Below are 12,200 nucleotides of genomic sequence, written 5' to 3'. Positions count from 1 at the left end.
TCAACGGCGAGCCTGGCGCGGAAGGAGGAGCGGACCGCCCGGTCGGGGTCTGCAGCGGTGGCCAGTGCGTCGGCGGCGTGGATGCATATCGACGGGTCGGGGTCGCCGAGACCTTGGTGTTGAAGCCCGGGGCCATGCCTGCCGGTGTGGAGGAGACGTGCGAGGAGGTGTGTGCACGGATCGGCGTCAGAGGGAGTGGCCTTGGCGGTCGGCCACTGTCCCGGGTTCGCCCCTCGTCCCGGGTTCTGCCGCCGGTCAGGGCCGTTCAGGTCATGTTCCGCCCGGCCAGAGCCATGGGGACAGGTCCCGGCGGGCTAGCGGGACAACCGGAAGACAGCCCAGCAGGGCGTCAGTCAGTGCCTCAGCCACGAGCACCCGGAACCTGAGCATCAGCATCAATGTCAGTGCCGCCTGCCACTCTTCCCATACCGGCACGGCGATCACGAAGATCGCGGCGATCACGATGATGCGGAGACACCATGGGCACGTGGGACATCGGCCCGTTCGACAACGACACCGCGGCGGACTTCTGCGGGCGCCTCGACGACACGGCGGCCGCCACGCGCGCGGACGTCATCCGTGAGGTGCTGTCCTGCGTCACGGCCACGACCACCTCGGACTTTCTGGATTCGTACGAGGCCGAGAAGGCCGTGGCGGCAGCGGCGCTGATCGCCGCACAGTGCCCGGGCGGCGACCCGGCCCGTTCCGCCTACGGGCCGGAGCAGGCCCTCCCCGACCTCACTGGCCTCCGCGAACTCGCCCGGCAAGCGCTGGACCGGGTCCTGACCGAACCATCCGAGCTCCTGGAGCTCTGGGAGGAAGGGGACAGCGGCCCGTGGCGCGCGAGCATCCGCGGGATACAGGCCGTAATCGGACCGGAGGCTCCGGCCGTGGCCCCGCGGGCACCTGGGGACCCCCGATGACGCAGGACGCACGGCCGCCGCTCCTGCTCGACGCCTTGGATCCGGAGGACGGCGATTTCCGCAGGAAGTCGCGCACCGGGGCGGTCCGGGCGAGGACTTCGGCATCGAAGGCCTGGCAGACGAGCGGCCAGGTGGCCACCACCTTCGTCAGGGATGCGATGTCGTAGACGGTGTCCGGGCCGGGTGCAGTGTCGCCGAGTTTGTCGGCGATCCGGCCGGCCTTATCGAAGACTCAGCAGAAGAACGCCGACGCATTTGCGCAGGTGGAACTGCGTGGACCGTACCCGTCCACCGTGATCGACGGTGCCTTCCGGAGGGGTGCTGCCCTGCACTGGCGGACGGACCCCACCCCTCGGTGGTCCGGAAATGAACAACGGCGGCAGGCGGGAAGGCCCGCCACTGCGGTCGCGAGTGTCGCGGTGGTGGCGACCCCTGCCGAGGCGAGCAGCTGCTCGCGGGGAGGCCGCGTCTACACCTGCGAGCACGGCGCACGCCTACGACACCAGCGACCCCTGGACCTTCAGGGTGTTCTATTACGACGAGAGGGGGAGTACTGGGGCCCGCAACCGTGACCACAACGGCAACTGGTCTCCGTGGACCCGCTACGAACTCCCACTCAACGGCTGATCACTGAGCCCGGCTGCAAGGTCCCCATCGCCCCGGTCAGGACTCCTCCGGCTCATTCAACGGCCCTCGCGAGCAGCAATGTTCACGGGGGCCGTCGTCGTCGCACTCCCACCCGATGCCCCCGTCTCTCGTACATGGTTGGCGGGAGCCTCGCTGCAAAGTGCCGGTTCTGTGGCAGCGGCCCGGCAAGGCCAAACGCCACCCTGTGTCAGTACGGCAAGGCCAGGCACCATCTTCGTGTCAGCGAGCGCAACTCCCCTGAAGGCTCCGCCAGCGGGCGTCCGGGGGACCTCTGCCGCCGACGTCAGCCGTATGCCGTTTACCGCCCGTCGTCGCGGGGTGGTGGCAAGGGTGGACCTGCCGGGGCTTGGAATGCTGTGTCGTGGAGGGACTGGTGTGGGCCATGAGTGATGGGGTGGGAGCGAAGCTCCACCCCCTCGGGTCGCCGTCTTCCTGGGCGCCCCGGGGCAGCAGGCAGACCCCGCGAGTCTGGGCGGGACCGTAGTTTTGCAGGTGGAATTTCGTGTTCTGCGCAGGCCGCGTCGGGTTGGCTCGGGGCATCACGGACGCGGGGTGGGCCTGTCCCCTCCGGTCGCCCCGCGCCGTGAGTTCTTGAGCGCGTACCCGGACAGGAGTCCCATGCCCCACACCACCTCATCCGACACGGGCGGCGGATCCCGCCGGCGGCGGGTCTCGCGACTGCCGGCCCGCCTGATCGCGGTCTGTGCCGCGCTCGGCGCGGTCCTGCTCGCGCCCGGCCCCACGGGGACCGCGGAAGCGGCCGGGGCGGGCGACAGTGACGCGTACCGGAACGTCGGCGAGCCGAACCTTGCCGCCGACTGGATGAAGAACGTCTCGGGCGGGACCTGGTCGGCCGCCGTGTCCCTGCCCGGCAGCCACGACACCCTGTCCATCCACGGCGTCGTCTACCAGGAGGCCAATTTCGACGATGTCCTGGGAAAAGCACGCGGCTTCCTTGCAAGGCACCCTGGCGAGGCCGTCGTCATGCGGCTCAGGGCCGAATGCCCCGGCACGGGTGGAGACATCACGCAATGCGTGAACGACCCGAGCACTGTGGATCACGCGAAGATCGAAGAGGTATTCGGCCGCTACCTGAGCGCGTACCCCGGCCTCTTCTAAGCCCCTTCGGTGCAAAAGAACGCCCCGGCACTGGTTCCGCTCCTCTCGCAGGTCCGCGGCAAGATCGTGCTGGGCAGTTTCAAGGGTGTCGCGAACGCCTGCGGGACCAAGTCCTTCAACAGCCATCAGGAGGACCACTTGGCCGCCGCGACCGTCCCGGAGAAGTGGAAGTACGTCAAGGAGAACATCGACGCGGCCGTAGGCAGCGCCACCGGTGAGATGTTCGTGACGTACACGTACACGTTCGTGTCCAGGGGCCTGAACCGCAGCCCGGCCAAATACGCGGGGGGGGGCTACCGGTCGCTCCAGGACGGGATCACCATCGATGTCCCCGGTGTCAACCACCAGCCCGACGGCTTCTACTGAACGGACCTGTGCCTGTCCATGGATCCGGTTGCGGCCGACGCAGCCGGTGGCAAGGTCACCCAGGACACCTGCCTGAAGTGGCCCGCGCGCCCACGCACTGCGCCCCGGGGCGAGGACCGGTCCCCCCGCCGGTCCCCGCCCCGGGCGCGCCCCGTCTCCGCACACGGGGGCACATCCACGCCGTCAAGGCCGGTGCGACTCCGTGTTGCTCCGCTTCCGGTTCTACGTCCGCGTCATGAGCCGGGCGACCGCCGCGTCGTACCGTGCCTGGAGTTCCGCATCGGCCGATGCCCGCAGCAGCGCGCCGAGCGCGCGTACGGCGCCGTCGTCATAGCCGGAGGATTCCGCCTCCCGGGCCGCCAGGTCGAGTTGCCCGATGCCCCCGGCCTCGTCTCCGAGCCCCAGCAGCGCCTCTCCCCGCACCACGAGGAGCAGGATGCGCGGCACGTCGGCCGTGTCCGACCGGTCGTCGAAGGCCAGCGCCTCGGTCGCGGTGTCGAGCGCCTGGCGCCACTTCCCGGCGTCGGCCCAGTGGCGGGCGAGGTGCTGCGTGGCCAGTCTCTCGATGGTCCGGTCACCGGCCTTGCGCGCCAGCTCCACGGCGCGCTCGCATCCTTGCGCGGCCTTGTCCAGGCTGCCGAGCGCGGCTTGTGCGACGGCCAGGACGACCAAGGCGTTCGCCTCGGCCACGGCGTCGCCGGCCCGGGAGGCCAGCGTGGAGGCGGCCTCCAGGTGCGTGAGCGCCTCCGGGATGCGGCCTTCCTCGGTCAGCACCCAGCCGAGCACGTTCAGGACCCGTGACTCGCCGTACTGGTCGCCGCCGGCCCGTGCGGCCTCCAGCGCGGTCTCCAGGAGCGGGGCCCAGCCGTCCCGGACGCGCCACACGATCAGTGGCCACATGGTCAGGACGATCCGCCAGGTCCGCTCGTGCAGTCCGGCGGCGTGTGCCGCGGCCACCGCCTGTGTGAGGTCGTCCCGCTCGGCCGCGTACCAGGCCACGGCGGCGGACCGGTCGGCGAACTCCCGCACCGCGGCGGGCGGCACGTAGTCCGCCGGCAGCGGGAAGCAGTCCTCGTTGCCGGGCTCGGCCGCCGCCACGGCCGCGATGCCCGTGGCGATGTAGTGGTCGAGGACGCGCCCCAGTGCCTCGGGCCCGCCCTCCAGGCTGCGTGCGTAGAGCCGTACCAGATCGTGCATCGTCCACCGGCCGGGCGCCGTCTCCGTGACGAGGTGCGCGACGGCCAGCCGCTCCAGGGATGCCTCGGCGGCTGCCGGGTCCGTACCCGCCAGGGCCGCCGCCGCATGCCGGTCGACGTGCGTACCGGGGTGGCGGCCGAGATGAGCGAACTGACGGGAGACCTCCCGCGGCAGCTGTTGCAACGTCACGCGCAGCGCCGCCCGTACGCCGGTGTCCTCCACATCCAGCAGGCTCAGCCGGCGCGTCTCGTCGGACAGTTCAGCGGCCATCGCGCCCAGCGACCAGGCGGGCCGCCCCGCAAGCCGGGCGGCTGCCACGCGCAGCGCGAGGGGCAGCCCGTCACAGAGCTCGGCCAGCCGGAGTGCGGCCTCCGGCTCCGCGCGTACGCGTTCCGCGCCGAGCACCTCGGCGAGGAGCATCGTGGCGTCCTCCTGTCCGAGCACGTCCACGGCGACGGGCCGGGCGGTGTCGGTGACGATCAGCCCCGCCAGCCGGTGTCTGCTGGTGACGACGGTGACGCAGTGGCGACCACCGGGAAGGAGCGGCCTGACCTGCTCGGAGTCCCGGGCGTTGTCGAGCACCACGAGGAGCCGGCGGTGTGCAGCGAGCGACCGGAACAGCGCGGCCGCGCCGTTCGCCGACTCCGGTATCCGGCCGTGGGGCACACCGAGCGCCGGCAGGAACTCGCGCAGCACCTCGACGAGGGCGGGCTCGCCCGTGTCGCCGAATCCGCGGAGATCGGCGTAGAGCAGCCCGTCGGGAAAGGCGGCGCGTGCGTGGTGGGCCCAGTGCAGCACGAGAGCCGTCTTCCCGACCCCGGCGGGCCCGACGACCAGGCACACGGGCGCCTCGCCCGTGGCGGCCCGGGACAGCGCGACGAGCTCCGCCGCCCGTCCGTGAAAGCCGCGCGGCGCGCGCGGCAGCAGGTCGGACGCGCCGGTCGGCGGGGCGGTGTCCGGTACGACGGCAGGTGGCGGTACGTCCCTCACGGGGGCCCGGCGGGGACGGCCCAGGCTCGCCGTGCGCTCCAGCTCCCGGGCACCGGCCGCGTCCTGCCCCAGGGCCGCGGCCAACGCCTGCACCGTGCGGCGCTGGGGCCCTCGGGAGTGTCCGCGCTCCATGTACGACAGCGCCCGCACGCTGACCCCCGCAGCATGGGCCAGCTCCTCCTGGCTCAGCCCGGCCCGCTTCCGCAGGCCGCGCAGAAGAGCACCGAAGTCGCCGGTGGCCGGTGTACCGGTGTCCATGTCTGGAAGTCCCCTGGTCTGTGCGGCCCAGCGGAACGCCGTACCTTGCCCGCAGAAGTATGCCCGACGTGTTTTTGCGGGTGAAACGCGCGGCGCTTTATGGATGGTCGCTCACCTGGCGTGCGGGATGGCGCGCTCCCACACCTTCTCGAACGCGGTGCGGCACAGCGCGGCCGCGGCCGCGCCGGTGGTGCGCTCGCGGCCGTCCTTGGCGCAGTCGCACCTGCTCGCCGGCCTGGAGGTTGAGCGGGGTGACGGCGTGCTCGTAGCGGATGTGGTCGGTGACGAAGGCCGCGAAGTCGTCGGCTTCATCACCGACGGCGTAGCTGTCGCGCATCTCCAGATGGACGGCTGTGCGCTCGGTGGCTGCCAGAAGCTCAGCGAACGTCGCGTCGTGCAGCGCTTGCGCGTTCAGCGGCATCGCACGCCTCCCTCAGGATCGGCACCATCCGGGCCGGAATGCGGATCACCCGCTCGTGCACGGGGATCCCCGCCTTGTGGCCGGCCACCCACTCGGTTGAGCCGACCAGAGCCGCGAGGAGCTCGTCGGCCTCCTCGCCCTGCAGGACGAGGCCCGCAGACTCCTCCTCGACCCAGACGTCGGCGATCCCTCACGCCTTGAAGGGCGCTCCCGTGCGATCCATCGCCGCAGTCACGATGTCCACGAGCTCGGTGAAGGGCTTGCCGGGCCATCCACTGATCTCGACGGCGAGGGTGCACATCTATGTCGACGGTTTCGCGGCCCAGCCCGATGGCGTGGAGCAGTGTGCAGTGCATCCCGTCGACCGCACGGCCCGCAGTCCAGGCGCGGCGATCTCCTCGTACGCGGCGGCGAGGGCAGCGGCCTCGGCCGGGGTGGCGGATGTGCCAGTGCAGGTCGCGGCGGCCGGCTTGCCAGAAGGGCATCACCCGCTCGAAGAAGTTCTCCATGCGGCGCAGTCTTCCCCCAGGAGCCCTCGAACGGGGGTTGCTCGGGCAGATCTTGCCGGTACCTGCGCACTGACCGGGTCGCCCTCGGCTCACGCGGACAACGAGGAGGATCTCGGCTCAGCGGGAGGGCTCCCACCCTTCGGGGCCGACGCCTCGCCGCTCCACAGGCGTCTGACAGGGACCGCCGCCCGTCGTCCGGTTACTCACCAGTACCGAGGCTCGGGCTCCTCCCACTCGTCCTTCGGGCGCATCTCGCCGTACAGCCGGGTGACATGCAGACGGAGCACCACACTCTGCTGCTCCGCAGTCCACCGAAACAGCTCCTCCTGGTCTCCCTTGGAGAACCACAGGCCTTTCCAGATCTCCTGGCCGACCGCGTCGCCGGGCTCGCGGCACGGCTCCGATATCTCCATGTGCCCGTCGGCGGCCACCCAGAACCTGTTCTCGTGATCCCCCTTGACCATGCGCGCCCAGGGCTTTACCTGAAACCTCTTGACGAGTTCGCCGTCTTGATCAGCGAGCAGGCGCACGATCCGGTCCCGGGAGTCCCAGCCGTAGCTCCTCAGACGGCCCGACAGCGTGTGCCCGGAAAAACGGCCCATCTCATCAGGGTCGGCGTACGCGAACAGATGCCCCATACCGTCATAGAGGCCGAACCCCCTGCCGAAACCGAACCACTCACAGGCTTCCTCGCCGGTCAACAGCCGCGCCCCGTCCCGGAACCCGCCCTCGCCTCCATCGTTCAATCCCACACACTCCCCCCGTGCAGCTCCACCGACGTGCCCTCCGCACGTCCACGTCTCCCCTACCGTAAAGCGCCGCCGTACGTGGCTCGCGGCGGGGCGGGGGCTGACACCACAGCTCGCAAGGCCGCATCGCCAAACAGACAAGGCTTCGCTTGACCACGATGAGACGGACCTCCACGTCGGTCCGCGTCGGTGCCGCCGCAGCCAGCCGCGACGTCCAGCAGCCGGTCGCGCTCGATGTCCTCGCCGGAGCAGTCGAAGTCGCCAAGACGGGTAGACAGGCTTCGCGTTGCTCGCGGGCGAGGCGGTCGCGTCCGACGTCGCCGTGGGACTGGGAGCTGAAGCCGCGGACCACGAGCACGGGAGTTCGGGCCGGTTTGGGTCGCCTCGGCTGCTACTTCGGGTCGGCGGAGACGGGCGAGAGGCGGTAGGCGCCGTCGTGGAGGACGACGCGGCCGGCGGTGGGCGGGGCGAAGTGGGTGCCCAGGAGGAGGGTGTCCGTGTCGGCGAGTGAGGCCAGCAGCGTGCGGCGGGTGGCCTCAGAGCGTTCGGGGTCGATGTCCACGCAGGCGCCGATGGCCGGGTGGGCGAGTTGGACGGGGTGGTGGATGCAGTCACCGGTGATCAGGGCCGTCCGGCCGCGGCTGGTCAGCTCGACGGCGATGTGGCCCGGGGTGTGGCCGGGCGTGGGGAGCAGACGTAGGTTCGGGGCGATGCCGGCGCCTGCGGCCGGGACGTCGACGAGGTCGAGCAGTCCTGCTTCCTCCACCGGGATCACGGAGTCCTGGAACATCTGCTCGCGCGCCTCCTCCATGTCGTAGCCGGCCCAGAACTCGCGCTCGGTGCGGGAGGTGACGTAGCGGGCGTTGGGGAAGGTCGGCAGCCAGCTCCCGTCCACCTCACGTGTGTTCCAGCCGACGTGGTCCGCGTGCAGGTGGGTGAGGATCACCAGGTCCACGGACTCCGGGGGGAATCCGGCGGCGGTGAGGTGCAGCAGGTAGTCGGTGTCCAGGTCGTGCCAGGCGGGGTTCGCCCGCTTCTTGCCGTTGCCGATGCCGGTGTCCACCAGTACGCGCAGTCCGCCGGAGGTGAGGGCGAAGCTGTGGCTGTCCAGGTGCAGGACGCCGTCGTCGTCCGCGAAGTGGGGGCGCAGCCAGTCGTGTCCGGTGACGACCTCCGGCGTGGCGTCCGGCAGCAGCCAGGGGCCGGTGTCAGGCGGCAGGGGCGTCTCTTCGATGCGGTGGACGGTGACGTCTCCCACGTTCCAGGTGGGGATCGCTGTCGGGGGGTGGGTGGTGGCCGGGTCGGTGCGCATCACTGGTACCTCTCCTTCCGGGGCGCTAAAAGCAATTGGTTTGCGTTAAGTCACCCTAGGGTTCTAGGGTCGCCTAACGCAAACTCTTGGCTTTAGTGATGCTGAGGGGGCGTCATGGCTCCAGCCCGAGGAAGGACATCCATGTCGACCGCTGATCTCGCCCCGCCGGAAGCGGCGCGGTGGGCCGCCCGCGCCGGGCTCCCGCTGCACGCCGACCGCCACGCCGCGGTGGCCGCCGTCGCGCAGCACATCCACTCCGTCGTCGCAGTCCTGCGGGAGCTGGACCTCGGGGAGACTCCGCCTGCCCCGGCCTATCGCGCGGAAGCCGAACAGGAGCAGCACGATGCAGCCGTATGAACTCTCCCTGGCCGCGGCCGCAGAGGCGATCCGCTCCCGCCGGCTCTCCCCCGTCGAGTTGGCGGACTCCGTCCTGAGACGGATCGAAGGGGTGGAGCCGACCCTCCGGGCATACGCGACCCTCACCGCCGAGCGCGCCCGCGAGGCCGCGCGGGAAGCCGAGCGCGACATCGCGGCCGGCCGCTACCGCGGTCCGCTGCACGGCATCCCCATGGGCCTCAAGGACCTGATCGACGTCGCAGGCACGGCCACCTCGGCAAGCTCCCGGGTCCGGGGCGACCACCGCGCGCACGAGGACAGCACGGTCGCCGCCCGGCTGGCGGCGGCGGGCGCGGTCCTGCTCGGCAAGACGCACACCCACGAGTTCGCGTACGGCCTGACCACCCCGCAGACCCGCAACGCGTGGGACCCCGGCCGGGTCGCCGGCGGGTCGAGCGGCGGTTCTGCGGTCGCCGTGGCGTCGGGGGCCGCGACCTTCGCCCTGGGCACCGACACCGGCGGGTCGATCCGGGTGCCCGCCGCGCTCAACGGCGTCGTCGGCCTCAAGCCGACGTACGGTCTGGTCCCCCGACACGGCGTCACCTCCCTGTCCTGGTCACTGGACCACGTCGGTCCGATCACGCGCACCGTGCAGGACGCGGCCCTGGTACTGAACGCGCTGGCCGGACACGACCCGCGCGATCCCGCCTCCCTGACCTCACCCGGCCCGCCCGTCACCGACTACCGGCCGGCCGGGGGCACCCACCTCACAGGGCTGCGGATCGGAGTGCCGCGCACCTACTACTTCGACCAGGTCGACCCCGAGGTCGAAGCGGCCGTCCGCCGCGCCATCGACCAGCTCCAGGCCCTCGGCGCACGCCTCGTCGACGTCGAGATCCCCATGACCCGCTACGTCCAGGCCACCCAGTGGGGCCTGATGGTCCCCGAGGCCACCGCCTACCACGAGCACACCCTGCGCACGGTCCCCGAGCTCTACCGGGAGGACGTCCGCGTACTGCTGGAGGCCGGCGCGCTGACGCCCGCCGGGGACTACCTGCGCGCCCAGCGCGCCCGCACCCTCATGCGGCGGGAGTGGGCCCGCACGCTGCGGGAGGTCGACCTCATCGCCGCCCCCGCCGTCCCGGCGACCGCCGTGCACTCCGGCCAGGAGACCGTCACCTGGGCGGACGGCACGGTCGAGGCCGTCTCCGACGCCTATGTGCGCCTCTCCTCCCCCGCCAACATCACCGGCGTGCCCTCCCTGTCCGTGCCGGTCGGACACGACCGGGCGGGCCTGCCCGTCGGCATGCAGCTCCTGGGGCCGCCTTTCGGCGAGCAGGTGCTCTTCCGCGTCGGCCATGCCTACGAGCAGACCCGGCCCGCCCGCGAACTCGCGCCCGACCCTCGACCTCACTAGAAGCAATGATTTCGCGTTAGGGTGGAGGGCGTGAGCAGGCAGATGGTACGCCCCGGCGGGCGCAGCGCCCGGGTCCAGGCATCGGTGCACACCGCGGTACGCGAACTCACCGCGGAGATCGGCCGGGACTCCGTGACCGTGCCGCTGATCGCCCAGCGTGCGGGGGTGACCCCGTCGACGATCTACCGGCGCTGGGGGGACCTGCAGGAACTGCTGTCGGACGTGGCGGTCGAGCGGCTGAGGCCCGAGACCGAGCCCGAGGACCGCGGGGCCCTGCCGGCGGACCTGGCTGCCTGGGCCGACCAGTTCCTCGACGAGATGTCCTCACCCACCGGGCGCGCCTACATCCGCGACGCCCTGCTGGGCGACCCCGACGGCAGCAACGCCGGCCGGTGCTCCGCCTACGCTGCCGGGCAGATCGCCGTCATCCTCGCCCGCGCAACCGAACGCGGAGAGGAAGTACCCGACGTCGAGACGGTCATGGACCAGGTCGTCGCGCCCCTGATGTACAGGGTCCTGTTCCGCCCGCAGGGCCTCGACACCGCGTACGCGCGCCGGCTCGCGACAGCAGCGGCGCTGGGCTGACCCGCCCCGGGGCGTGCCCGAAGACGTCGGCCGGCCCCGCTGCGGGCGGGGCCGGGCCGACGGGCTCGCCGGCAGCGCCGTACCGGAGGCGGTCACCGCCGTGCGGAGCCACCGAACCCGAGCCTCGCCTCGCGGCCGCCGAAGCAGACCTCCCTGACCTCGCCCGCGAAAACCCGTGGCGGACGCGGCCACGTACCGGTCTGCCTTCACGGCTCAGTACGGCCGGGCCCGCTTCGCGAAAGTCGGCGACAGCTCGTTCTGCAAGGCGCTCGGGAAGGCGACGATGTTCGGATCCCCGTCCGAGACGTACCGGTTCTTCCCGGCGGCGAGCTTGTCGAGCCAGCGCGACGAACCGAATTCGGCGTCCTCGTCCTTGGGTCCCGCCGAGCGGATCCGAGGGATCGCTCCGGGCATGAACGCCTTCGCGAACGGCGAGACCGAGGGGTTGGCCCCCACGAGGTACACCCCGTCGTAGCGGTAGTCCGTTCCTCGCGTGGCGACCCCGGCCGGCTGAGGCATGGCGCCGAAGGGCAGGGCGAGAGAGGTGACCTGCGTCCCGGGCGCTGCCTTCTCGATCGCCTGCTGTCCGGCGGAGATCGCCCGCATGGCGCCCGCCTGATCCAGGGAGCGCAGGTTCTCGTGGCGGTCGGTGTGGTTGGCGACCTCGTGCCCGTGCCTCTTCAGCCAGGTCAGGGCCTTGGCGGAACCTGTCGCCGAGAATGCCTCCGCGTTGACGAAGAAGGTCGCCACCGGCTTGAACTCCGGGTATTTCTTCGCCGTCTCCGTCAAGATGGCAACGGCGGTGTCCGGCGCCGGGGTGCCGTCCGGGTCGAGGCGCACCTGACTGTTGGTCGAGTCGTCGAAGGTGAGGACCACCGGATGCATGCCGGCTGGGATGTCAATGCGGCCCGTCTGGAAGTCCCGGGCGGTCACCGGCACGTAGTTCTCCCGCGCGAGGCGCTCCAGTTCGGCCCGGAAATCGGCCGGGGTGCGGTCGTAGACGCCGGCCGGGTTCTCGGTGAGCTGGTGGTACATCAGCACCGGCACCTGGCCGAGTTCGTTGGCGCCGACCTGCGCCGGCGCTTCCGGGGCGACGGTTCTGACCGTCGCGGGTGAGGCGGCCGCACGGCCTTCCCCGGCGACCGGTGACGGCCCCGTGGAACAGCCGGAGGCGAGCAGGGCGGCGCCGGCCAGGGAGCCGAGCGGGATGAGCGGGTGGCGCATGAGAAGCCCCTCCAAGGCGGACGTGTCGCGCCATGCCTACCTCCGACGGGAGCCCGTATACCGCGCCGCCCCCTGCATGGCGTAGCCGCCACACGGGACCGAACGCGGCGTTCGTGTGAAATACGGCCAGAACGTGGCGACTGGGA

Annotated in this window: 13 protein-coding genes and 1 pseudogene; 7 read left to right on the top strand and 7 right to left on the bottom strand. The window is 71.4% G+C overall.

The window, feature by feature from the left end; translation table 11 throughout:
* Positions 1-270: 270 nt before the first annotated feature.
* A complete protein-coding gene (locus ACGFQ9_RS34205; protein ID WP_393579370.1) occupies positions 271-462 on the bottom strand; it encodes a hypothetical protein in 192 nt (63 codons plus the stop codon).
* 17 nt (positions 463-479) lie between these two features.
* On the opposite strand from ACGFQ9_RS34205, the gene ACGFQ9_RS34200 reads away from it, so the two are divergent.
* The 4 genes from ACGFQ9_RS34200 (at position 480) to ACGFQ9_RS34185 (ending at position 3,056) form a co-directional block, all read left to right on the top strand.
* Positions 480-923, top strand: coding sequence for a DUF4259 domain-containing protein (locus tag ACGFQ9_RS34200; RefSeq protein ID WP_393579369.1), 444 nt, complete (start codon positions 480-482; stop codon positions 921-923).
* The gene (locus ACGFQ9_RS34195) at positions 920-1,090 is read left to right on the top strand and encodes a hypothetical protein (protein WP_393579368.1); all 171 of its coding nucleotides are present in this window, start codon (positions 920-922) and stop codon (positions 1,088-1,090) included. Before ACGFQ9_RS34200 ends, ACGFQ9_RS34195 begins: the two co-directional genes overlap by 4 nt.
* Positions 1,091-2,189: 1,099 nt before the next feature.
* Positions 2,190-2,690 carry a hypothetical protein gene (locus tag ACGFQ9_RS34190; RefSeq protein ID WP_393579366.1) on the top strand — a complete coding sequence of 167 codons (501 nt, stop codon included), beginning with the start codon at positions 2,190-2,192 and terminating at the stop codon, positions 2,688-2,690.
* A gap of 9 nt (positions 2,691-2,699) precedes the next feature.
* Complete coding sequence (locus ACGFQ9_RS34185; RefSeq protein WP_393579364.1) at positions 2,700-3,056, top strand: hypothetical protein; 357 nt, start codon at positions 2,700-2,702, stop codon at positions 3,054-3,056.
* A gap of 222 nt (positions 3,057-3,278) precedes the next feature.
* On the opposite strand, the gene ACGFQ9_RS34180 is transcribed toward ACGFQ9_RS34185, so the two are convergent.
* The 5 genes and pseudogenes from ACGFQ9_RS34180 to ACGFQ9_RS34160 form a co-directional block, all read right to left on the bottom strand.
* Positions 3,279-5,501 (bottom strand): helix-turn-helix domain-containing protein, encoded by a 2,223-nt coding sequence (locus tag ACGFQ9_RS34180; protein ID WP_393579363.1) that lies wholly within the window; start codon positions 5,499-5,501, stop codon positions 3,279-3,281.
* 111 nt (positions 5,502-5,612) lie between these two features.
* Positions 5,613-5,922: pseudogene (locus ACGFQ9_RS34175) on the bottom strand (DUF6879 family protein).
* Positions 5,879-6,109, bottom strand: a complete 231-nt coding sequence (locus ACGFQ9_RS34170; RefSeq protein ID WP_393579409.1) for a hypothetical protein — start codon at positions 6,107-6,109, stop codon at positions 5,879-5,881. The pseudogene ACGFQ9_RS34175 and the gene ACGFQ9_RS34170 overlap by 44 nt, the downstream one beginning before the upstream one ends.
* Positions 6,110-6,634: 525 nt before the next feature.
* Positions 6,635-7,183: a hypothetical protein gene (locus ACGFQ9_RS34165; RefSeq protein ID WP_393579362.1), complete on the bottom strand. Its 549-nt coding sequence runs from the start codon at positions 7,181-7,183 to the stop codon at positions 6,635-6,637.
* Positions 7,184-7,571: 388 nt separating this feature from the next.
* Positions 7,572-8,492 carry an MBL fold metallo-hydrolase gene (locus ACGFQ9_RS34160; protein WP_393579361.1) on the bottom strand — a complete coding sequence of 307 codons (921 nt, stop codon included), beginning with the start codon at positions 8,490-8,492 and terminating at the stop codon, positions 7,572-7,574.
* 141 nt (positions 8,493-8,633) lie between these two features.
* Here ACGFQ9_RS34160 and ACGFQ9_RS34155 point away from each other — a divergent pair, with 141 nt between their 5' ends.
* Genes ACGFQ9_RS34155 through ACGFQ9_RS34145 form a run of 3 tightly spaced genes read left to right on the top strand, consistent with a single transcriptional unit; the run spans position 8,634 to position 10,830 of the window.
* Entirely contained in the window at positions 8,634-8,849 is a 216-nt protein-coding gene (locus ACGFQ9_RS34155) for a hypothetical protein (RefSeq protein ID WP_393579360.1), read from the top strand.
* On the top strand, positions 8,836-10,245 hold the full coding sequence (locus ACGFQ9_RS34150) for an amidase (protein WP_393579359.1): 1,410 nt from the start codon (positions 8,836-8,838) through the stop codon (positions 10,243-10,245). The genes ACGFQ9_RS34155 and ACGFQ9_RS34150 overlap by 14 nt, the downstream gene beginning before the upstream one ends.
* A gap of 42 nt (positions 10,246-10,287) precedes the next feature.
* Positions 10,288-10,830: a TetR/AcrR family transcriptional regulator gene (locus ACGFQ9_RS34145; RefSeq protein WP_393579407.1), complete on the top strand. Its 543-nt coding sequence runs from the start codon at positions 10,288-10,290 to the stop codon at positions 10,828-10,830.
* Positions 10,831-11,043: 213 nt separating this feature from the next.
* Here the strand turns inward: ACGFQ9_RS34145 and ACGFQ9_RS34140 are convergent, their stop codons facing one another.
* Positions 11,044-12,054: a polysaccharide deacetylase family protein gene (locus ACGFQ9_RS34140; protein WP_393579358.1), complete on the bottom strand. Its 1,011-nt coding sequence runs from the start codon at positions 12,052-12,054 to the stop codon at positions 11,044-11,046.
* Between the last annotated feature and the right edge of the window lie 146 nt (positions 12,055-12,200).

Origin of the sequence: Streptomyces sp. NPDC048603 (assembly GCF_043199475.1) — a bacterium.
GTDB lineage: Bacteria > Actinomycetota > Actinomycetes > Streptomycetales > Streptomycetaceae > Streptomyces.
The sequence above is the reverse complement of the archived record's forward strand: the minus strand, read 5'-3'. Positions and strand labels throughout refer to the sequence as shown.

Bases quoted from the DNA above. Each gene is read 5' to 3' on its own strand.
- ACGFQ9_RS34200 (WP_393579369.1), top strand. From the start codon at position 480: ATGGGCACGTGGGACATCGGCCCGTTCGACAACGACACCGCGGCGGAC.
- ACGFQ9_RS34195 (WP_393579368.1), top strand. From the start codon at position 920: ATGACGCAGGACGCACGGCCGCCGCTCCTGCTCGACGCCTTGGATCCG.
- ACGFQ9_RS34190 (WP_393579366.1), top strand. From the start codon at position 2,190: ATGCCCCACACCACCTCATCCGACACGGGCGGCGGATCCCGCCGGCGG.
- ACGFQ9_RS34180 (WP_393579363.1), bottom strand. From the start codon at position 5,501: ATGGACACCGGTACACCGGCCACCGGCGACTTCGGTGCTCTTCTGCGC.
- ACGFQ9_RS34160 (WP_393579361.1), bottom strand. From the start codon at position 8,492: ATGCGCACCGACCCGGCCACCACCCACCCCCCGACAGCGATCCCCACC.
- ACGFQ9_RS34155 (WP_393579360.1), top strand. From the start codon at position 8,634: ATGTCGACCGCTGATCTCGCCCCGCCGGAAGCGGCGCGGTGGGCCGCC.
- ACGFQ9_RS34150 (WP_393579359.1), top strand. From the start codon at position 8,836: ATGCAGCCGTATGAACTCTCCCTGGCCGCGGCCGCAGAGGCGATCCGC.
- ACGFQ9_RS34145 (WP_393579407.1), top strand. From the start codon at position 10,288: ATGGTACGCCCCGGCGGGCGCAGCGCCCGGGTCCAGGCATCGGTGCAC.
- ACGFQ9_RS34140 (WP_393579358.1), bottom strand. From the start codon at position 12,054: ATGCGCCACCCGCTCATCCCGCTCGGCTCCCTGGCCGGCGCCGCCCTG.